The sequence below is a fragment of the Sphingomonas sp. genome (assembly GCF_041661825.1).
Taxonomy (GTDB): Bacteria; Pseudomonadota; Alphaproteobacteria; order Sphingomonadales; family Sphingomonadaceae; genus Sphingomonas.
In genome coordinates this window covers 773849-794076 of the sequence record NZ_JBAZTU010000001.1, presented here as the reverse complement: position 1 = coordinate 794076, position 20228 = coordinate 773849, and the positions used below count along the sequence as shown (strand labels likewise).

Here is a 20228-nt window from a genome sequence, read left to right as displayed (position 1 = left end):
GTCCCCGCCCGATCCTTGTCGCAAGAGCCCAAGCGAAGAGCGGCGGGGTTGGGCCCGGAGAACTCCGGGATGACGTAGGGTCACATAGTCACTAAAGGCTATGATCCTATAGGATTCGCGCCCGCTGATGGCGACGAACGAAAGCGAGAGATGCATGGCCGACGAATCGAACGTTCAGTTTTCCGAGCGCGAGGCGCTCCTGTTCCATTCGGAAGGCCGGCCGGGCAAGATCGAGATCATCGCGTCGAAACCGATGGCGACTCAGCGTGACCTCGCGCTGGCCTATTCCCCCGGCGTCGCGGTGCCGGTGCGGGCCATCTACGAGGATCCCGCCACAGCTTATGACTATACCGCCAAAGGCAATCTGGTCGCGGTGATCTCCAACGGCACGGCCATTCTCGGCATGGGCAATCTCGGCGCGCTGGCGTCGAAGCCGGTGATGGAAGGCAAGGCCGTGCTGTTCAAGCGCTTCGCCGATGTCGATGCGATCGACATCGAGCTGAAGACCGAGGATGTCGACCGGCTGATCGACGCGATCGAGCTGATGGAGCCGAGCTTCGGCGGCATCAACCTGGAGGACATCAAGTCCCCCGAATGCTTCATCATCGAGCAGACGCTGCGCGCGCGGATGAACATTCCGGTGTTCCATGACGATCAGCACGGCACCGCGATCATCGCTGCCGCGGGCCTGATCAACGCGCTGTACCTGACGGGGCGCGACATCAAGGACACCACCGTGGTCGTGAACGGCGCGGGCGCCGCCGCGATCGCGTGCGCCGAGCTGATCAAGGCGATGGGCCTGCCGCACGACCAGCTGCTGATGTGCGACCGAACCGGCGTGATCTACCAGGGCCGCACCGACGACATGAACCAGTGGAAGTCGGCGCATGCGGTGAAGACCGACCGCCGCAGCCTCGCGGAAGCGCTGGACGGCGCCGATGTTTTCCTGGGGCTGTCCGCCGCCGGTGCGCTGCCGGCGGAGTTGCTGATGAAGATGGCGCCGAAGCCGATCGTTTTCGCCATGGCCAACCCCGATCCCGAGATCACCCCGCCCGACGCCAAGCGCGCGCGGCCCGACGTGATCATCGCCACGGGCCGGTCGGACTATCCGAACCAGGTCAACAATGTGCTCGGCTTCCCGTTCATCTTCCGCGGCGCGCTCGACGTGCGTGCGACGACGATCAACGACGAGATGAAGGTCGCGGCGGCCGAGGCGCTCGCTGCGCTGGCGCGCCAGCAGGTGCCGGAGGAAGTCGCGGTCGCGTACGGCGTGCGCCACACTTTCGGGCCGGATTACATCATCCCGGCACCGTTCGATCCGCGGCTGATGGAAATCGTGCCCGCGGCCGTCGCCAAGGCGGCGATGGATTCGGGCGTGGCGACCAAGCCGATCCTCGACATGGAGGCCTATCGCCAGACCTTGCGCGGGCGGATGAACCCGACCACCTCGGTGCTCAGCCTCGCTTATGAGGGCGCGCGGGCGCATCCCAAGCGCGTGCTGTTCGCCGAGGGCGAGGAAGAGGTGGTGCTTCGCGCCGCCATCGCGTTCAAGGACGGCGGCTATGGTACGCCGGTGCTGGTCGGGCGCGAGGATGTGTACGATCGGCTCAAGGCGCTCGGCGTGAGCGATCCGGACAGCTATGAGCTGCACAACAGCCGCAACTCGCCGCTGGTGCCGAAGATGGTCGACTTCCTCTACAAGCGCCTCCAGCGGCGCGGCTATCTGCACCGCGACGTCGAGCGGATGATCAACCAGGACCGCAACATCTTCGGCGCGGTGCTGCTCCAGCTCGGCGAGGCCGATGCGATGATCACCGGCATTACACGGACCTATGCGCATACCATGCGCGAAGTGCGCCGCGTGATCGATCCCGAGCCCGGCCGCACGCCGTTCGGCATCCATCTGATGGTCGGGCAGAGCCATACCGTCTTCATGGCGGATACAACGATCAACGAACGGCCGAGCGCCGAGGAACTGGCCGACATCGCCGAGCAGACCGCGATGGTCGCACGGCGCATGGGCCATGAGCCGCGTGTGGCGTTCCTGAGCTATTCGACCTTCGGCAATCCGGAAGGAAACTGGCTGGAGAATCTGCGGGCCGCGGTGAAGGTGCTCGATGGCCGCAAGGTCGGGTTCGAATATGAAGGCGAGATGGCGCCGGATGTTGCGCTCAACCCGAAGCAGCTGGCGAACTATCCGTTCGCGCGGCTCTCGGGCCCGGCGAACGTACTGATCATGCCGGGGCTGCAGAGCGCCAATATCTCGGCGAAACTGCTGCGCGAGCTGGGTGGGGACTCCGTGATCGGGCCGATGCTGGTCGGCATGGAAAAATCGGTGCAGATCGCGCCGATGACCAGCACGGCGAGCGAGCTGGTGACGCTGGCGGTTCTCGCGGCGGGCGGGATTGCGCGGTAATCAATTCCTCCCCGGAACGGGGAGGAATGGTTACGGCCTGGACGGATCAACCATCGGCTTGCCGGGTTCGAACGATACTGAGGGCGAGCGCGATCCCGGCGGGGCGTCGACCGAAGGTTGCATGCGCTGCATCGGATAATCGGCGGATGGCCGCATACGCTGGAGCGGTTCCACCATGTCGTCCGCAACCCTGGTCGGCTGTGGCTCCTGCGTGCTGAAGGCATGGAGGCGATAGGTCGGGCGGCCGTCGGCGGTTTTCGCGCCCTGCTCGGTGACGACGGTCAGGGGCGGCGGATCGATCACCATCACATGGCGCTTGTCGCCGGTCAGCAGGCTCAGCTCCTTTTCGAGCATGCCGACGAACAGTCCCCTAGTGATGCCGGGCGAGCGGAAGGCAGGCGAGACATAGTCCGGGTCGGCATTGCCCTTCTCGACCCAGGCCGTGAGCCTGGTGCCGGCACCGCCATGGGTTGGGGTGAGCTTTGCGGTCATGGTCATCGCGGTCTGGTCGCGGCTCTTCACGATCCAGGTCACGCTGTCGGCGGTGCGCCAGGCATTGATCACCGGCAGCACGCCGCCTGACCGAACCGCGTCGGTGCCCGGCTCGCCCGGCTGCCGGCGGATGTCGCCGTCCTGGATCGCGGCGATGACGTCGCCGACCGGCCGGTCGATGTCGCGGCTGTAGACGGCCGGACGGGTCGAATAGACGCCGACAGCGACAACGGTGACGCTGATCAGCAGTGTCTTCACAAGCATCGATATTCCCCCGGCGCGCTGGACGCTGTGGCAGATGGGGAGTGAAGGCCGGGTTTGTTGCGAAGGTGAATGCGGCGTTAGGGCGAGCTTTCCCCTCTCCCCTTGTGGGAGAGGGAAAAGGTTACGTGTCGAGGCTGGTCCCGAGCGCGGCGTTTACCAGGCCACCATCGACGGTGATCGTGTCGCCCACCACATAATCGCCGGCGCGGCTGGCGAGATAGATCGCGGCACCGGCCATATCCTCGTCGACGCCGATGCGCTTCGCCGGAATGCCCTTGGCGATGGCGTCGCCATGGTCGCGCGCGGCCTTGTTCATCTCGCTGGCAAAGGCGCCGGGGGCGATCGAGGTGACGTTGATCGAATCCGTGATCAGCCGCGCGGCCATGCGCTTGGTGAGGTAGATCAGCGCCGATTTGGAGGCGTGATAGCTGTACGTCTCCCACGGGTTGAGGCGCTGGCCGTCGATCGAGGTGATGTTGATCACCTTGGCCGGGCGCTCGCGGCTGGCCGCCGCTTTCAGCGCGGGGTGGAGTGCCTGGGTCAGAAAGAAGGGCGACTTCACATTGAGGTCCATCACCTTGTCCCAGCCTTTTTCCGGGAAATTCTCGAACGGCTCGCCCCAGGCGGCGCCGGCATTGTTGACCAGGATGTCGAGTCTGTCGGTGTGCTCGGCGAGCTGGGCGGCGAGTGCCTTGCAGCCGGCGACGGTCGAGACGTCCTGGGGCAGGGGGATGCATTTCTCGCCCAGTTCCTTGGCGGCTTCGAAGCAGGCTTCGGCCTTGCGCGAGGAGATGTAGACGGTCGCGCCCTGGGCGATGAAGCCGGCCGCGATCATGCGGCCGATGCCGCGCGAGCCGCCGGTGACGAGGGCGGTGCGGCCGTCGAGGCGGAAGAGGTTGGTGGTGTCCATTGTCGTCTCCTGAATCGCCCTCCCGCAGGCGGGAGGGGAGATTGGCTAACCTCCGCGCTTGATCGTTTCGCGGGCGATGATGAGTTGCTGGATCTGGCTGGTGCCTTCGTAGATGCGGAACAGGCGCACGTCGCGGTAGAGGCGTTCGATCCCGTAATCCGCGATATAGCCGGCGCCGCCGAAGATCTGCACGGCGCGGTCGGCGACGCGGCCGACCATCTCGCTGGCGAAATATTTCGCGGCGGCGGATTCCATCACAACATCCTTGCCCGCGTCCTTCGCTGCGGCCGTCTCCAGCACCAGCGCGCGTGCGGCAAGGGCTTCGGTCTTGGAATCGGCGATCATCGCCTGGATCAGCTGGTGCTCGGCGATCGGCTTGCCGAATTGCTTGCGGTCGGTCGCATAGGCGACCGAATCCGCGATCAGCCGCTCGGCCACGCCGATGCACACCGCCGCGATGTGCAGCCGGCCGCGATCGAGCACGCGCATCGCGATCTTGAAGCCCTCGCCCTCGGCGCCGAGCATGTTGGCGGCCGGCACGGGCACGTCGTCGAAGATCACATCGGCGACCTTGGCGCCCTTTTGCCCCATCTTCTTCTCGGGCTCGCCGATCGACAGGCCGGGCAGGTCGCGCGGCACCAGGAAGGCGGAAACGCCGCGACCGCCGGCTTCTTCGCCAGTGCGCGCCATCACGGTGAACAGGTCGGCCTTGTCGGCATTGGTGATGAAGCGCTTGGTGCCGGTGAGGCGATAAACGTCGCCGTCCTTCACGGCCTTGGTCTTCACGCTGCCCGAATCGCTGCCGACATCGGGCTCGGTCAGGGCGAAGCTGGTGACGATCTCACCGCTCGCGATGCGGGGCAGCCAGTGTGCCTTTTGTTCATCCGACCCGGCCATGACGAGACCCTGGCTGCCGATGCCGACATTGGTGCCGAAGGCGGAGCGAAAGGCCGGCGTGGTGCGGCCGAACTCGATCGCGACCCGGGCCTCCTCGCTCATGGTGAGGCCAAGGCCGCCATGCTCCTCCGCGATCGACAGGCCGAACAGGCCCATCTCGCGCATCTCGCGGAGCACATCGGCAGGGAGCGCATCGGCTTCCTCGACCGCGGCTTCGAGCGGGCGCAGCCGCTCGGTGACGAAACGGCGGACCGTATCGATCAGCGCGTCGAAGGTTTCGGGATCGAGCGGCATCTTCGTCCTGTTCCTATGCCGTCTGGTGCGGCGACTCCGGTTGACGGGTTGGTAAGGCGGGGCGCGGGCGCGGGCAAGCCTCACCCTACCCGAAATTCCAAAAAGGCCGCATTGACCGGGTCAGGGGCCATACTATGCTGACCAAAATCGAGATGCAGGAGAATAGAATGCGCTTTTCAGGCAAGCGCGCCGTGGTGACCGGCGGCGCTTCGGGGATCGGCCGCGCGACGGCGCTGCGGCTCGTCGAGGAGGGCGCAGAGGTGTGGATCGGCGATATCGACGAAGCGGGCGGAGAGGATGTCGCCGCCACGTCGAACGGGCGAATCCATTTCCTGCGCACCGACGTGATGAAGGTCGAGGACATCGCGGCGTTGATGGCGGCGGCGGATGCGGCGGGCGGCCTGGACGTCGTGTTCAACAATGCCGGCGCGGGCGGATCGCGCGATCCGATCGAGGAGATCTCGGCCGAGGACTGGGACCGGACTCAGGCGCTGCTGCTGCGATCGGTCGCGATGGGCATTCGTTATGCCGCGCCATTGATGATCGCGCGCGGTGGCGGGGCGATCGTCAACACTGCTTCCATCGCGGCGCTGCAGACCGGTGCGGCGCCGACGGCCTATTCAGTGGCGAAGGCGGGCGTGCTGCACCTGACGACCATGGCGGCGGCGGATCTGTCGCGGTACAATATTCGGGTGAACGCGGTCTGCCCGGGCTTCATCACGACGAACATCTTCACTGCGGCGTTAAGCATCGATGGCGAGAAACGCGCCATGGCCAACGACATGATTCGCGGTATAGCGACGCATGCCCAGCCCCTGCAGCGCGCCGGAAAGGCCGAGGATATCGCCGCTGCGGTCGCCTATCTTGCGAGCGACGACGCGAGTTTCGTCACCGGTACGCACATCACCGTCGACGGCGGCATGACGATCGGACCGCGCCACAGCTGGGATGCCGAGGCGCCGTCCCTGTTCTCCGCGCTGCAGCAGTTCGCGTCTTGAGTGGCGCCCTGATCGCCGCGCCGCCGCCGCGCAAACTTGGCGCGCGGAGCCGCTGGTCGTTCGGTATCGGATCGATCGCGTACGGCGTGAAGGACAATGGCTTCGCCACCTTCCTGCTGCTGTTCTACAATCAGGTGATCGGCCTGCCGGCGAGCACCGTCGGCATTGCGATCATGTGTGCGCTGGTGGTCGAGGCGTTCGTCGATCCCGCAGTCGGCTATTTCTCCGATCACACGCGCAGCCGCTGGGGCCGGCGCCATCCCTGGATGTACGCCTCGGCGTTGCCGGTTGCGATCGGCTGGCTGCTCTTGTGGAATCCGCCCGAATGGTCGGAGACGGCGACGCTTTTCTACGTGTTCGGTAGCGCGCTTCTGGTGCGCATTGCGCTCTCGGCCTTCGAGATTCCGTCGTCGGCGCTCGGGCCGGAGCTCAGCTCCGACTATGACGAGCGGACCCGGCTCTTCTCCTATCGCTATCTGTTCGGCTGGGGCGGGGGGCTGGCGATGCTGTCGCTGGCTTATGGCGTATTCCTGGTGCCGGATGCGACTCATCCAAACGGGCTGCAGAATGCCGATGGCTATTCGCGCATGGCGCTGTTCGCCGCGATCGTCATGGCATTGTCGATCATCATCTCGTCGATCGGCCTGCATCACGAGATCAAGCATCTGCCCAAGGTGCCGAAATCGACCGCGAGCTTCGGCGAACATTTCGCGCAGTTCCGCGCGACCATCTCGAACAAGGCCTTCCTGGTCCTGATGGCGGCAGGGGTGTTCGCCTATACCGCGCAGGGCGTGTCGTTCGCGCTGTCCAACTACATGTATTCCTATGTCTGGCAGTTCCAGGGGAGCGACTATCAATGGTTGTCGCTGGCGCTGCTGCTCGGCGCGGTCGGCGCCTTCTTCATCGCGCCGATGCTGACCAGGGGCGGCAACAAGCCGCGCGTCGGCATGATGCTGTCCTTCGTCAGCGCGACCTTGCTGGTCTCGCCCTATATCCTGCGACTGCTGGGGCTGTTCCCGGAGCCGGGGTCGCCGCTGATGCTGCCGATCCTGCTGGTGATCTTCATGGTCAACACGGCGTGCAGCGTGGGCGCCTTCATCCTGGGCGCGGCGATGCTGGCCGATGTGGTGGAGGAATCGGAGACGCGCACGGGCAAAAGGTCCGAAGGCGTCTTCTTTGCCGGCGGCTTCTTCGTCCAGAAGATGGTCGGTGGGCTCGGCATCTTCATGGCCGGGGCGATCCTGGCCTTCGCGGCGTTCCCGGCCGCGGCCAAACCGGGCATGGTGCCCGTCGCGACGATCGACCGGCTGACCATCGTCTTCATCTGCCTGGAGCTGTTGTTCTACGGCCTGGCCGGGCTCTGCTATTCGCGCTTTCCGTTCGGTCGGGCGGAGCATGAGGCGCGGCTTGCGCGGAGCACCGCGGCGGCGGAACGCGAAGGCGCACCGCACGCGCCCTGAGGTCCAGGGTTTGAACCCTAACCCGCGATCAGGCGGATGAAAGCGCTCGATACCCAGCCCGATTTGCACGGCCCGGTATAGGCCCGGGGCGCGGCGACCGGCGTCGCGACGCCGCAATCCGTGTCGGGCGCTTCCTTCGGCGCGACGACCACGCCCATCCAGCGCTGGTCGATCGAGCGGGTGCAGACGCGCAGCTGGGCGCCGGCCTCGAGCCGCATCAGCTCGTCGGCTTCGGCGAAGGGCGCGGCCCGGACCGGCAGATAGGCTTCGTCGCTGGGCAGGTTCACTACCCGGCCCAGGCTGTTGCAGGCCTGGAAGGCCGGGCCGCCTTCGCCGATCCGCACCGGTTGCGTGCCGGGGCTCAGCGCGACCGCCGCTTCGTTCTCGTTCAGCAGGACATTGTCGTTGCCGCCGGCGCCGCTCCGGTCCGAACAGGCGAGAAGGAGCAGGCACAGGGCCGGGACGAGAGATTTCATATAAGTGATTCTACCGATGATGCGGCGACTTGGCGAGCGCGCATTGCTCCGGGCGCGCCGATCGGCGTGCGACGAGGGGCAGTCATCGCCTCGTAAACACGGTTCGTCCTAAAAGGTTCCATTCGTCGGGGCGGTGGGGTTCCCCCTGCCGGCCCGACCTGCTTTTAGAGGCTCACGAGTTTAGCGGGACCTGAGGGGGCCACATGAATTTCCGGGCGTTTGCAGCGCGTTTTGCGCTGGTGGTTTCGTGCAGCCTGATGGCAACGACCCCCGCAATGGCGCAGTTCTGGCAGTGCGCCCCTTATGCCCGCACCATTTCCGGCATCTCGATCCATGGCAACGCGAACACCTGGTGGAGCCAGGCGGCCGGCCGTTACGCTCGCGGCCATGCGCCCAAGGTTGGCGCCGTCCTTGCTTTCTCCTCGACCGGCAAGATGCGTCTCGGCCATGTCGCGATGGTGAGCGAAGTCGTCAGCGATCGCGAGGTCCTGCTGACTCATGCCAACTGGTCGCGCCGCGGCGGGATCGAGCGCAACGTCCGCGCGGTCGACGTGTCCGAGGCCGGCGACTGGAGCCTGGTCAAGGTGTGGTACGGCCCGAATGGCGGCCTCGGCACCAGCTCGTACCCGACCAAGGGCTTCATCTATTCGGACCGCGACGCCAGCACCGATATGATCGAGACCGAGACGCAGGAGCCGATCGCACCGCTGACGATCGCGTCGCTCGGCGGCTCGGACGAGATCAGCTTCTGAAATCTTTCCCTCTCCCGTCAAGGGAGAGGATGGGGGTCAAACCTTCCCCGGCTTGAACGTCATCGCCACGCCATTCATGCAGTAACGCTTGCCGGTCGGCTTCGGCCCGTCGTCGAACACATGGCCGAGATGCCCGCCGCACCGCCGACAATGGACCTCGACGCGCGAGAAGCCGAGCGTGCGGTCCTCGCGCGTCCGCACTGCATTCTCCAGCGGCGCCCAGAAGCTCGGCCAGCCGGTGCCGCTCTCGAACTTGGTCTTCGACGAATAGAGCGGCAGCGCGCAGCCGGCGCAGGAGAAGATGCCGGCGCGGTGCTCGTTGTTGAGCGGGCTGGTGAACGGCGTCTCGGTCGCCTCGTGGCGCAGCGTGCGATAGGCGGCGGGGGAAAGCTTCGCCTTCCACTGCGCATCCGTCATCGTCACGTCGAACGTTTCGGGCGGCCCGGCGGAGGCGCTGCCGCGGCAACCGAACAGCGCAAAGGCAGCGGCGCTGGTGCCGGCAAGGGTCAGGAAGCTGCGGCGGTCTGGGGTCATGATCGTCCTCGGGCGTAGCGGTGATGCGGATATAGGTACGCGTTGTTGCCTGAACGAGATGCAGACGGAGGCAGTCGCGCGAGCGAGCCCGTACGAAAATAAATTCCCACCCTCATGTCACACTCGCCGGGGCTATCCCGTCATGTCTGCATGCGTGCATGGTGCACGCCTGGAGACAGACAATGACCCCACGTTTGCGCAACCCCCACATGCTCGCCCCCGAGAGCGTCAAGGCAATGCAGGCGCTCGAGGCGAGCTTCGAGGCGTCGACGCTGGAACCTGTCCTGCAGAATTTCGTCCGGCTGCGCGCGTCGCAGATGAACGGCTGCGCCTTCTGCATCCACATGCATTCGACTCATCTGCGCGAAGCGGGCGAGACCGAGATGCGGCTGTACATGCTGCCGGCATGGCGTGAATCGACGCTCTACAGCGACCGCGAACGCGCCGCTCTGGGCTGGACCGAGGCGCTGACCCGCCTTTCGGAAACCCACGCGCCGGATGCCGACTACGAGCCGGTAAAGGCCAATTTCACGGACGAGGAGCAGGTCGCGCTGACTTTCCTGATCGGGTCGATCAATGTGTGGAACCGGCTGCAGGTCGGCTTCCGCGCGCCGCATCCGGTGGACCGTGCCCGTGTCGCCGCCTGACCCGGCAGCTTCAGCGTTCGAGGCGCAGCGGCCCCGGCTGCTGCGCCTCGCCTATCGCATGCTCGGCTCGGTCTCCGAGGCCGAGGATGTGGTGCAGGACGCGTGGCTGCGCTGGTCGCGAGTCGAGGAATCGGTCGATGTGCCGGCCGCGTATCTCACCCGCATCGTGACCCGGCTGTGCCTCGACCAGATGCGCTCGGCACGGGCGCGGCGCGAAACCTATTACGGCGCCTGGCTGCCCGAACCGCTGGTCGGTTCGACCGAGGACGAGCAGGCCGACGACCTGACCCTCACCCTGATGCTCGCGCTCGAACGGCTGTCGCCGCTGGAGCGCGCCGCCTTCCTGCTGCACGACGTGTTCGGCGTTGCGTTGAGCGAGGTGGCGGGGACGCTCGACCGCGACGCGGGCGCGGTCCGCCAGATGGCCGTACGGGCGCGCAAGCACGTCCAGACCGCGCGGCCCCGCTATCCGGTCGAGCAGGCGGAGGCGGACCGGATTTCCCGCGCCTTCTTCGCGGCGGCGCGCGACGGCGATGTCGCTGCGCTCCAGTCGATGCTGGCGGAGGATGTGGCGGTCTATTCCGATGGCGGCGGGCGCGTGCTCGCTTTCCGCAACCCGATCCTGGGCGTCGCCAAGGTGCTGCGCATGTTCGCGGGGCTGGCGCGAAAACATGCCTATCGGCCGGTCATGCTGAAGCCGGTCTCGATCGACGGGCTGCCCGGCTATGTCAGCATCGATCGCGGACAATTGCTGCAGACCACGGCGCTGGAGATCCGCGACGGCCGGATCGCGGCGATCTACATCATGCGCAACCCCGACAAGCTGGCCCATGTCGCGCTCGCCTTCGGCCAGGCGCAGGCCGCCCTTCCTGGAGGACAATGAGATGCGCAACACGGTTCCGATTCTCGCGGCGATCCTCGGGCTCGGCGCGATTGCCAACGGCCTGATCATGCTCGCCGTGCCGGCCGACTGGTATTTCGCGGTGCCGGGCGTCACCACCACCGGCCCCTTCAACCAGCATTTCATCCGCGACATCGGGCTGATCTTCGCGCTGATCGGCGCGGCCTTTATCTGGGGCGCCGCGCGGCCGGCGATGCGGGTTCCCTTATGGGGCGCGGCGAGCTTCTGGCTCGCGGGGCACGCGCTGTTTCATTTGTGGGAGGTGGCGGTGGGTATCTGCGGCACCTCCGCCATCGCGCGGGACTTTCCGGCGGTGACCTTGCCGGCGATCATCGGGGTCGGGTTTACGGTTTGGGCGATGCGGGAGCGCAGCCAACTCGCCTAGTCGCTTGTCTCCCTCTCCCACTGGGAGAGGGAGATAGATCAGTATTTGCTGATCTCGACCGGCAGTTTGCGATAGCCATGGACGAAGCAGGCGGCGACACGCTCGGGCTCGCCGACCACGTTCACGCGCATGCGCCGCTTGGCCATTTCCTCGAGCAACGTCGCGATCTGCAGCTCCGCGAGCCGCGCGCCGACGCAACGGTGAATGCCGTGGCCAAACGCCAGGTGCCGCCGCGCATTGGCGCGGTCGACGATGATCTTGTCGGCATTCTCGAACACGCTCTCATCGCGATTGGCCGAGAGATACCAGAGCGCGAGCTTGTCGCCGGCCTTGATCTGCTGGCCTTCCAGCTCGGTGTCCTCGGTCGCGGTGCGGCGCATATGGGCGAGCGGGGTCTGCCAGCGGATGATCTCCTGCACGGTGTTGTGGATCAGCGACGGGTCGCCCTCCAGCTTGGCGCGCTCGTCCGGGAACAGGTCGAGGCCGTAGGCCGCGGCGGTCATCGAGTTGCGCGTCGTGTCGTTGCCGCCGACGATCAGCAGGATCAGGTTCCCGAGGAACTCCATCTGGTCCATCTCGGCCATGGCGTCCGAATGCATCATCATCGAGATCAGGTCGGGCGTGGGTTCCTTGCCGAGCTTCTGGTTCCACAGATTCTGGAAATAGCCGCCGCACTCATACATGTGCTTGAGGCGTTCGAGGCGCAGCTCCTCGGTCTTCACCAGCTCGATATCGCCGGCCCAGTCGGACCAGAAGGTCAGCTTGCGCCGGTCCTCCCACGGGAAGTCGAACAGGATCGCGAGCATCTGCGTGGTCAACTCGATCGAGACGGTATCGACCCAGTCGAACTCCTTGTTCCACTCCAGGCTGTCGAGGATCTCGGCGGTGCGGGTGCGGATATTGTCGGAGAGGCGGACCATCTCGCTCGGCGTGAAGGCAGGGGCGACGGTGCGGCGCTGGCCGGTATGCTTGGGTCGGTCCATCGCGATGAACATCGGCATGCGCACATCGGTCGGCGAATGTTCGATGAAATCGGCGAGCGTGATGCCGCCGGCCTGGGAGGAATAGATGTCCGGCAGCGATTCGACCTGGACGATCGGCTTGTAGGTCGAGACCGACCAATAGGGGCCGAAGCCCGACTGCTCGACATAATGGACCGGGGATTCGGCGCGGAGCTGGCGGAACGGCGCCTGCCACACATCGTCGCGGTAGAGCTCCGGCCGGCTCACATCGAGCGGATCGACCGCCGTTTCGACCATGTCCAGCGCCTGTGTCGCCATTGTCAGCTCTCCTTTGGGTGGAAGAGAGCCTTAGCTAACATCTGTGTCAATAGCGTTTTGCAACGGAATCGGCGAGATGTTGGCTGGCGGCGGCCAAGCCATATTCGTCACCCCGGACTTGTTCCGGGGTCCATGATACCGCGTACGTAACATCCGTTGCGGGTGCGGCGCGATGGATGCCGGAACAAGTCCGGCATGACGTTTGGGCTTATCGCCCGATCAACCCCTTCCAGTTGATCTTGCCGCTGCCCGATTGCAGCACGCCGCGACGGAAGGCGCGGGCGGCGATGGCGATGACGATCGCGACCCACAGCAATTGCCAGGCGAGGGCCGCGAGATGCGGCCAGAGATCCGGCAGGTTCGCCGCGCGCCCGGCCATCGCATAGGGCGAACTGAACGGAAAAATCTCCACCGCGATCGCCATCCAGCTGTCGGGCCTCGACACCGCCTGGACCGACAGGCCGAAGATGATGATCTGCAGGATGGTGATCGGCAGCGAGAGCAGCTGCAGCTCGCGCGGGGTGCTCGCCTGCGCGCCGACGCCCATGAACACGGCGCCGAGCAGCATATAGGCCATGGCGAAATAGGCGACGAACAGCAGCGAGAAGACCGGCATGCCGACCGCCGGGCCGATGTCGCGGAAGGCGGCGCCAAGCGCGTTGGGCACCAGCACGTCGATCTGGCTGGCGAGTGTGCCCCAGAAGCCGATGAACAGCAGCGCCGACCCGAACATGCCGATCAGCTTGCCGAAGAACACTGCCTCGAGCGGCACCGCGGCAGCGAGGATCTCGACCACCTTGTTGCTGCGTTCCTCGGCCATGGTGCCGACTGCCTGGCCGGCAAGGAACAGGGTGAGGAAGAAGATGCCGAACACCGCGAAGAAGGCGGAGCGCTTGTTGCCCGTCGGAGTGGGCGCGGCGCGCGCGATCGACGTGAGAGTCGGCGTGCTGAGCGCGGTGGTACCGCTCTTTTTCATGCGCAGCGTTTCCTCGGCAAGCTGGGCGAGGAAGTTGGCGTCGCGGCGGCCGAAGCCGCCGTAAAGGATCGTCGGGCGCGTCAGCTCGCCGAACATCGCCGCGGAGGCGTCGCTGCCGCGGTCGCTGAACGCGACATGCGCCTGGCCGGCGGGATTGTCGGTCGGCACCTGCATGACAAGGGCGGGCGGGCGGTCGTCGCGGGCATAGAGCTGGCGCAGGCGCGTATCGGCCGCGCGCATCGCTTCCTGCTGCGCCGGATCGACGATCGCGACGATGCTGGCCTTCTCGACCGAGGCGCTGGTGACCGACGAGGCGCCCATGCCGCCGATCAGCCCGAAGGACAGCATCAGCACCGGCGTGAACAGGAACACCAGGAACATCGGCGTGAACACGGTCGCGACGAAATCGCGCCGCGCGATGGTCAAGGTCTGGCGGACGAGGCGGCGCAGATTGCCGGGAGGAGAGGTGCTCATGCTGCCACCTCAATATCTTCGGCCTGATCCTTCAGGGCATCGGGGCCGACGATGCGGACGAACGCATCGTGCAGGCCGGGCCGCTCCATCGCGAGGCCGGAGATGCCGAAACCCCCGTCGATCAGCCGTTTCAGGACATCCTCCACCCCGCTGTCGGGCACGACGAAGCGCCAGCCATCGCCGTCGCGCTCGGCATCGGGCGGCAGCAATGCCTGGATGCCAGCGCCGTCATGGTGCGGCACATAATGGGCGCGCATCGGCAGCTTGCCGCGCGCGTCCGCCACCGTGCCCTCGAACCGCGCCTTGCCGCCGGCGATGATGGTCAGCCGGTCGCACAGCCGCTCGGCATGGGCCATGACATGCGTGGAGAAGAGGATGGTAGCGCCACGATCGCGCTGGGCGACGATCAGCGCTTCGAGCCGGTCCTGGTTGACCGGATCGAGGCCGGAAAAAGGCTCGTCGAGCACAAGCAGATCGGGTTCGTGCACGACCGAGCCGAGCAACTGGACGAGCTGCGCCATGCCCTTCGAGAGTTTGCGGATCTTGCTGTCGACGGCGTGGCCAAGGCCGGCGCCTTCCATCAGCGCGACCGCGCGCTTGCGGCCGGTCTTGAGATCGAGGCCGCGCAGCGCACCCATGAAGGCGATGGCGTCCTTCGCCTTCATCGCGGGATACAGCCCGCGTTCCTCGGGCAGATAGCCGACCCGGTCGCTCACTTCGCGCGGGCGTTCATGGCCGAGCAGCGTGCGCGTCCCGCCATCCGGCTCGATGATGCCGAGCAGCATGCGCAGGGTGGTCGTCTTGCCGGCGCCATTCGGGCCAAGCACGCCGTAGATCAGGCCCTTGGGCACTGCGATATCGACGCCGTCCACGACGCGGCGGCCGCCGAATTTCTTGACCAGCCCGGTGGCGCTGATCGCCAGATTGTCGGTTATCAAGTCTCACCTTCCGTTCGCCCCGAACGGGACGTCACAGGCCAGATACCAGCGGTTCGTTAATGTGTCTCGACCTCTCGACACTCAGGAGAGGTCCCTTTTTCCGGCCGCTATGGTAGCGGATGCGCGTGCGTGACGAGATTGCCCTCAACGAACGGCTGAACGCCAAGGCGGCCGAGTTCGGCTTCGCGGCGTGCGGGATCGCGCGGGCGGACGCCGCGCCGCGTACCGCCGAGCGGCTCCGCCAATGGCTGAGCGAGGACATGCATGGCGACATGATCTGGATGGAGGCGCGCGCGCATCACCGCGAGAGCCCTGCCGGGTTGTGGCCCGAGGTGAAGAGCGTGATCTCGCTGGGCATGAGCTATGCGCCCGCCGTCGATCCGCTGGCGCTGGCAGGCGAGGGGGATAAGGGCCGCATCTCGGTCTATGCGCAGGGTGCCGATTATCACGATGTGGTGAAGCGCGCGCTGAAGGCGTTGGCACGCTGGCTGGTCGCCGAGGTGAAGGACGTGGACCTGAAGGTGTTCGTCGACACCGCCCCGGTGATGGAGAAGCCGCTGGCCGAGGCGGCGGGGCTTGGCTGGCAGGGCAAGCACACCAATCTCGTCAGCCGGGAGCATGGCAGCTGGCTGTTCCTGGGCGCGATCTACACCACGCTCGACCTGATACCGGACGCGCCGGGCCGCCAGACCTGCGGATCGTGCGACGCGTGCCAGACGGCCTGCCCGACCGATGCGTTCCCGGCGCCCTATCGGCTCGATGCGCGGCGGTGCATTTCCTATCTGACGATCGAGCATGCCGGGCCGATCCCGCATGAATTCCGCGCGGCGATGGGCAATCGGATCTATGGCTGCGACGATTGCCTGGCGGTGTGCCCATGGAACAAGTTCGCCGCGGCGGCGAGCGCGAACAAGGCCTTTGCGCCGCGCGCCGAACTGGCGGCACCGGCCTTGGCCGATTTGCTGGCGCTGGATGATGCGAGCTTTCGGGAGGTATTTGCGGGGTCGCCGATCAAGCGGATCGGGCGCGACCGGATGGTGCGGAATTGCCTGATCGCGGCGGGGAACAGCGAGGCGGCTGCGTTGGTGGAGCCGGTGGCGGAGTTGCTGGGGGACGCGGCGGCGGTCGTGCGCGGGGCGGCGGTCTGGGCGCTGGGGCGGCTGGACGCGGGGCGGTTCGCTGCGGAGCGGGCTGCTCGATTGGCAGTGGAAACGGACGAAACGGTGAAAACGGAGTGGGAGGTCTAGAAAAGCGCGCTACCGCACCCCGGTCCGTCCCACGCTCAACGCGCCTACGCAGCTCGCCCGGTCGATCGGGCTCCCATTGGTCTGCCGCGCATCCACATAGGTAACCACCGCTTCCCCGCGCCCCTTGGGATAGAGATACGCATCCAGCACGCAGATCGCGTTGCCGAACTGGAGTTTGCGCGCATTGCCTTCGCGCACATCGGCGGCGGGCTGGCCGAACAGGCCGATCAGAGTATTGCCGGTCTGCCCGATCACCCGGTCGAGACCCGCCGCAGTGCCGCCGGGAATGGGAATCGGGATCGGCACCGGCGCCGCGCGGGCGGGGCGGGGCGCTACGCCCGCCCCGCCGCAGCCGGCGAGCATCAGCGCCGGCAGGACCGCGAGGGCCAGTCTCTTCATGACGCAAACACCTTCATACGCGCCGTCTTCCATGGAACAGATGAGTCGCCATCGCCGCGCCGAGTACCGGCGCGACCAGGTTGAGGATCGGCACCAGGAACAAGGCGGTGCCGGCAAGCCCGAGTGTGAAACGCTGGAAGCTGGTCGAACCGCGCCAGTTCTTCATGCCCTTGTGAGGGACATGGCGCGCGGCAACCATTTCTCCCAGGTCCTGGCCGAGCAGCCAGCCATTGACGATGAAGAAGAGCAACGCCGTGCCGACCCCGGTGATCAGCAGCAGCAGATAGAGCGGCGATACCGCGAGGTTGATCAGGATCAGCCGCCCGGCCGAGCCGAGCCCCATCCTTACCGAGCGCCCGAACGGCACGTCGCGCGCTTCGGCCAGCGCCTCGGGATAATGTTTCGCTTCGACCGCTGCCACGACATCGTCAGCGAAGATCCCGACCACCGCAATGGCGATCGCGCGAAACAGGAAGAAGGCGACGCTCAGCCACAGCAGCACCGTCGCGACGCCGACCCAGCCGCCGGTCTCGACCCCGGCGCCCATCCAGGCGACCAGGCCCTGCGCGCCGTACCACATCGCCACGCCGAACAAGGCGAGCAGCACCAGCGTCACCCCAAGCGATTTCAGGAAGACCTTGATGATCTTCGGATCGCCGAGCTGGCCGACGGACAGGAAGAAGGCACGGAGCATCGGGCCGGTGTAATGACGCGCGCCCTCAAGTCCAGACTGTTGCGCTCTCCTGCGCGCGCCTTTACGGCCGGCCCGTATTCCCATCCAGGAGACTGACTTGACCAGCCCAACCTATGACGTGGTTGCGATCGGCAACGCGATCGTCGACGTGCTTTCCCAGGCCGAAGACGCGTTCATCACTGAGCAGGGCATGGCCAAGGGCTCGATGCAGCTGATGTTCTCGCCGGCCGAGGCTGATGCGCTCTATGCCAAGATGGGCCCGGGGATCGAGGCGAGCGGCGGTTCGGCGGCGAACACCGTCGCGGCGATCGCAGCGCTCGGCGGCACCGCGGGGTTCATCGGCCAGGTCGCCAACGACCAGCTCGGCGAAGTGTTCGCGCACGATATCCGCGCGACCGGCGTTACCTTCACCACTGAAGCGCGCGACGGCGAGCCGACCACCGCACGCTGCCTGATCTTCGTCACGCCCGACGGCCAGCGAACGATGAACACCTTTCTCGGCGCGTCGCAGTTCCTGCCCGAGAGCGCGCTCGACCGCGACCTGATCGCCTCGGGCGCGATCCTCTATCTCGAAGGCTATCTCTGGGATCCCGAGGAACCACGCAAGGCGATGCGTGCCGCGATCGAGGTTGCGCGCAAGGCCGGCCGCAAGGTCGCCTTCACGCTCAGCGACGTGTTCTGCATCTCGCGTCATGGCGGCGATTTCCGCGACCTGATGGCCAAGGGCCTGGTCGATATCATGTTCGCCAACGAGGCCGAGATCCTCGCGCTGATGGAGACCGAGGATTTCGAGGCAGCGGTCGCAGCGGCGGCGGCGCAGGTGCCGACCCTGGTGGTGACGCGCAGCGAGAAGGGCGCGATCGCCATCTCCAACGGCCAACGCGCATCGTGCGGGGCGGAGCCGATCGAGAAGGTGGTCGACACCACCGGCGCGGGCGATCTGTTCGCGGCCGGCTTCCTGTCGGGCCAGGCGCAGGGCAAGAGCCTGGAGCAGTCGCTTCGTCTCGGCGCGATCTGCGCGGCGGAGATCATCTCGCATTACGGCGCGCGGCCGATGTGCGACATGAAGGCGCTGGTAGCGGAGAAGCTGGGCTAAGCGCCGAGCGTCTTTCATGCCCACGAAAAAGGGGCCGGGGAGTGATCCCCGGCCCCTTTTCTTTTGCCCGTCCGAGCCGGTTATTCCGCGATCGGCGGCACCGGCTGCGGCGGCGCATCGGAGTCGGTCTCATGGACCTCGACATGGCCGCGCCCGACATGGCTGCGGCTGTAGCTGTAGGTGAAATAGACGACGAGGCCGACGGCCGCCCATCCGACGAACATCAATTTGGTCGGCATGCCGAGGCTGACGAACAGATAGACGCAGCCGATGATGGCGAGCGGTGCCATCACGATCACAGCCGGCGTGCGGAACGGCCGCCTACGGTCGGGGTCGGTCTTGCGCAGCACCAGCACCGCGATCGACACGGCGGCAAAGGCGAACAAGGTGCCGGAATTGGACACGTCCGCGAGGATGCCGACCGGGAAGAACGCTGCGAACAACGCTACGAACCCGCCGGTCAGGATGGTGATGACGTGCGGCGTGTGGAACTTCGGGTGGATCTTGGAGAAAGCGGCAGGAAGCAGGCCGTCACGGCTCATCACGAAGAAGATGCGGGTCTGGCCGAACATCATCATCAGGATGACCGAGGGAAGGGCCAGGCCGGCCGCGAGGCCGATCAGGTTGCCGACCTGCGGCCAGCCGATTTCGCGCATCGTCCAGGCCAGCGCTTCCTTGGAGCAGACGACGGCGGCGTCCTTGATCGCGGCGCACTGGCTGGCGAGTTCGGGGCTGCCGGTTGGCAGCGCGACGCCACCAGGGCCGGAAACCGGCTGGGCGCCCACGCTGCCGATGACGCCGGCGGCGACGAGCAGGTAGAAGATGGTGCAGATGCCGAGCGAGCCGATCAGGCCGATCGGCATGTTGCGTTGCGGGTTCTTGGTTTCCTCGGCAGCGGTCGAAACCGCATCGAAGCCGACATAGGCGAAGAAGATCGAGGCAGCCGCAGCCGAGATGCCGGCAAAGCCGAGCGGGGCGAAGGGCGTGAACTGGTCCATGTTGATGACGGGCACGGCGAGCACGATGAACAATGTCAGCGCCGCGACCTTGATCGCGACCAGGACGGCGTTGACCATGGCGCTTTCCTTGGTGCCGATCACCAGCAGCCAGGTGACCAGCCCCGCGATCAGCATCGCGGGCAGGTTGATCAGGCCGCCATCGAACGGGCCGCGCACCAGCATATTGGGAATGTCGATGCCGAAGGCATGTTCGATCAGCCCGACGACATAGCCCGACCAGCCGACCGAAACCGCGCCGGCGGCGATGGCATATTCGAGGATCAGCGCCCAGCCGACCATCCAGGCGACCAGCTCGCCCATGACCGCATAGCTATAAGTGTAAGCGGAGCCGGAAACCGGCACCATCGCTGCCATCTCGGCGTAGCAGAGCGCGGCGAAGGCGCAGACGAAGCCGGCGATGATGAACGAGGCCATCATGCCGGGGCCTGCCTTTTGCGCGGCTTCCGCCGTCAGCACGAAGATGCCGGTGCCGATCACTGCACCGATGCCGAGCATGGTGAGCTGAAAGGCGCCCAGCGATCGCGTAAGCGATTTTTTCTCGGCCGTCGCCAGAATGGCGTCGAGCGATTTGATGCGTCCGAATATCATGAAATAGGGATCCCCCAATTGCGGCACCACGGTGCCGCCGGATTTCGCCGATGGCAGCGCTCGAGCGCCGCCGATTTTCGATCGCGGGAGC

20 protein-coding genes are annotated in these 20228 nt (G+C 66.2%); 9 read left to right on the top strand and 11 right to left on the bottom strand.

From position 1 onward, the window contains the following. Positions 1-154 precede the first annotated feature (154 nt). Complete coding sequence (locus WC729_RS03510; RefSeq protein WP_372849576.1) at positions 155-2416, top strand: NADP-dependent malic enzyme; 2262 nt, start codon at positions 155-157, stop codon at positions 2414-2416. Positions 2417-2446: 30 nt separating this feature from the next. On the opposite strand, the gene WC729_RS03505 is transcribed toward WC729_RS03510, so the two are convergent. The 3 genes from WC729_RS03505 to WC729_RS03495 all read right to left on the bottom strand — a co-directional run bounded on the left by WC729_RS03505 (position 2447) and on the right by WC729_RS03495 (position 5273). Continuing rightward, entirely contained in the window at positions 2447-3172 is a 726-nt protein-coding gene (locus WC729_RS03505) for a hypothetical protein (RefSeq protein WP_372849574.1), read from the bottom strand. A 121-nt stretch (positions 3173-3293) separates the two neighbouring features. After that, positions 3294-4082, bottom strand: coding sequence for an SDR family oxidoreductase (locus WC729_RS03500; protein ID WP_372849572.1), 789 nt, complete (start codon positions 4080-4082; stop codon positions 3294-3296). A gap of 45 nt (positions 4083-4127) precedes the next feature. Then, positions 4128-5273, bottom strand: a complete 1146-nt coding sequence (locus tag WC729_RS03495) for an acyl-CoA dehydrogenase family protein (protein WP_372849570.1) — start codon at positions 5271-5273, stop codon at positions 4128-4130. A gap of 167 nt (positions 5274-5440) precedes the next feature. On the opposite strand from WC729_RS03495, the gene WC729_RS03490 reads away from it, so the two are divergent. Next, a complete protein-coding gene (locus tag WC729_RS03490) occupies positions 5441-6271 on the top strand; it encodes an SDR family NAD(P)-dependent oxidoreductase (RefSeq protein ID WP_372850991.1) in 831 nt (276 codons plus the stop codon). Then, positions 6268-7731: an MFS transporter gene (locus WC729_RS03485; protein ID WP_372849568.1), complete on the top strand. Its 1464-nt coding sequence runs from the start codon at positions 6268-6270 to the stop codon at positions 7729-7731. The genes WC729_RS03490 and WC729_RS03485 overlap by 4 nt, the downstream gene beginning before the upstream one ends. Positions 7732-7748: 17 nt before the next feature. Here WC729_RS03485 and WC729_RS03480 read toward each other — a convergent pair whose 3' ends face one another. After that, positions 7749-8207: a hypothetical protein gene (locus WC729_RS03480; RefSeq protein WP_372849566.1), complete on the bottom strand. Its 459-nt coding sequence runs from the start codon at positions 8205-8207 to the stop codon at positions 7749-7751. A 203-nt stretch (positions 8208-8410) separates the two neighbouring features. Between WC729_RS03480 and WC729_RS03475 the strand changes: the two genes are divergently transcribed. Further along, positions 8411-8959 carry a CHAP domain-containing protein gene (locus WC729_RS03475; RefSeq protein ID WP_372849564.1) on the top strand — a complete coding sequence of 183 codons (549 nt, stop codon included), beginning with the start codon at positions 8411-8413 and terminating at the stop codon, positions 8957-8959. Between the two features lie 36 nt (positions 8960-8995). Here WC729_RS03475 and msrB read toward each other — a convergent pair whose 3' ends face one another. Next, the gene (gene msrB / locus WC729_RS03470) at positions 8996-9493 is read right to left on the bottom strand and encodes a peptide-methionine (R)-S-oxide reductase MsrB (protein WP_372849562.1); all 498 of its coding nucleotides are present in this window, start codon (positions 9491-9493) and stop codon (positions 8996-8998) included. Between the two features lie 182 nt (positions 9494-9675). Here msrB and WC729_RS03465 point away from each other — a divergent pair, with 182 nt between their 5' ends. Genes WC729_RS03465 through WC729_RS03455 form a run of 3 tightly spaced genes read left to right on the top strand, consistent with a single transcriptional unit; the run spans position 9676 to position 11426 of the window. Next, the gene (locus tag WC729_RS03465; protein ID WP_372849560.1) at positions 9676-10140 is read left to right on the top strand and encodes a carboxymuconolactone decarboxylase family protein; all 465 of its coding nucleotides are present in this window, start codon (positions 9676-9678) and stop codon (positions 10138-10140) included. Continuing rightward, complete coding sequence (locus WC729_RS03460) at positions 10127-11023, top strand: sigma-70 family RNA polymerase sigma factor (RefSeq protein ID WP_372849558.1); 897 nt, start codon at positions 10127-10129, stop codon at positions 11021-11023. Before WC729_RS03465 ends, WC729_RS03460 begins: the two co-directional genes overlap by 14 nt. Position 11024: 1 nt before the next feature. Beyond that, a complete protein-coding gene (locus tag WC729_RS03455) occupies positions 11025-11426 on the top strand; it encodes a hypothetical protein (RefSeq protein ID WP_372849556.1) in 402 nt (133 codons plus the stop codon). Between the two features lie 38 nt (positions 11427-11464). Here the strand turns inward: WC729_RS03455 and WC729_RS03450 are convergent, their stop codons facing one another. The 3 genes from WC729_RS03450 to WC729_RS03440 form a co-directional block, all read right to left on the bottom strand. Beyond that, the gene (locus WC729_RS03450) at positions 11465-12706 is read right to left on the bottom strand and encodes a cytochrome P450 (protein ID WP_372849553.1); all 1242 of its coding nucleotides are present in this window, start codon (positions 12704-12706) and stop codon (positions 11465-11467) included. A 208-nt stretch (positions 12707-12914) separates the two neighbouring features. Next, positions 12915-14156, bottom strand: a complete 1242-nt coding sequence (locus tag WC729_RS03445; protein WP_372849551.1) for an ABC transporter permease — start codon at positions 14154-14156, stop codon at positions 12915-12917. Beyond that, positions 14153-15091 carry an ABC transporter ATP-binding protein gene (locus tag WC729_RS03440; RefSeq protein ID WP_372850989.1) on the bottom strand — a complete coding sequence of 313 codons (939 nt, stop codon included), beginning with the start codon at positions 15089-15091 and terminating at the stop codon, positions 14153-14155. The genes WC729_RS03445 and WC729_RS03440 overlap by 4 nt, the downstream gene beginning before the upstream one ends. Positions 15092-15213: 122 nt before the next feature. Here WC729_RS03440 and queG point away from each other — a divergent pair, with 122 nt between their 5' ends. Beyond that, positions 15214-16341: a tRNA epoxyqueuosine(34) reductase QueG gene (gene queG / locus WC729_RS03435; RefSeq protein WP_372849549.1), complete on the top strand. Its 1128-nt coding sequence runs from the start codon at positions 15214-15216 to the stop codon at positions 16339-16341. Between the two features lie 9 nt (positions 16342-16350). Here queG and WC729_RS03430 read toward each other — a convergent pair whose 3' ends face one another. Then, positions 16351-16740: a hypothetical protein gene (locus tag WC729_RS03430; RefSeq protein ID WP_372849547.1), complete on the bottom strand. Its 390-nt coding sequence runs from the start codon at positions 16738-16740 to the stop codon at positions 16351-16353. Positions 16741-16753: 13 nt separating this feature from the next. Then, positions 16754-17434 carry an EI24 domain-containing protein gene (locus WC729_RS03425; protein ID WP_372849545.1) on the bottom strand — a complete coding sequence of 227 codons (681 nt, stop codon included), beginning with the start codon at positions 17432-17434 and terminating at the stop codon, positions 16754-16756. A gap of 97 nt (positions 17435-17531) precedes the next feature. Here WC729_RS03425 and WC729_RS03420 point away from each other — a divergent pair, with 97 nt between their 5' ends. After that, positions 17532-18530, top strand: a complete 999-nt coding sequence (locus tag WC729_RS03420; RefSeq protein ID WP_372849543.1) for an adenosine kinase — start codon at positions 17532-17534, stop codon at positions 18528-18530. Positions 18531-18610: 80 nt separating this feature from the next. On the opposite strand, the gene WC729_RS03415 is transcribed toward WC729_RS03420, so the two are convergent. Beyond that, the gene (locus tag WC729_RS03415; RefSeq protein WP_372849541.1) at positions 18611-20137 is read right to left on the bottom strand and encodes an amino acid permease; all 1527 of its coding nucleotides are present in this window, start codon (positions 20135-20137) and stop codon (positions 18611-18613) included. Between the last annotated feature and the right edge of the window lie 91 nt (positions 20138-20228).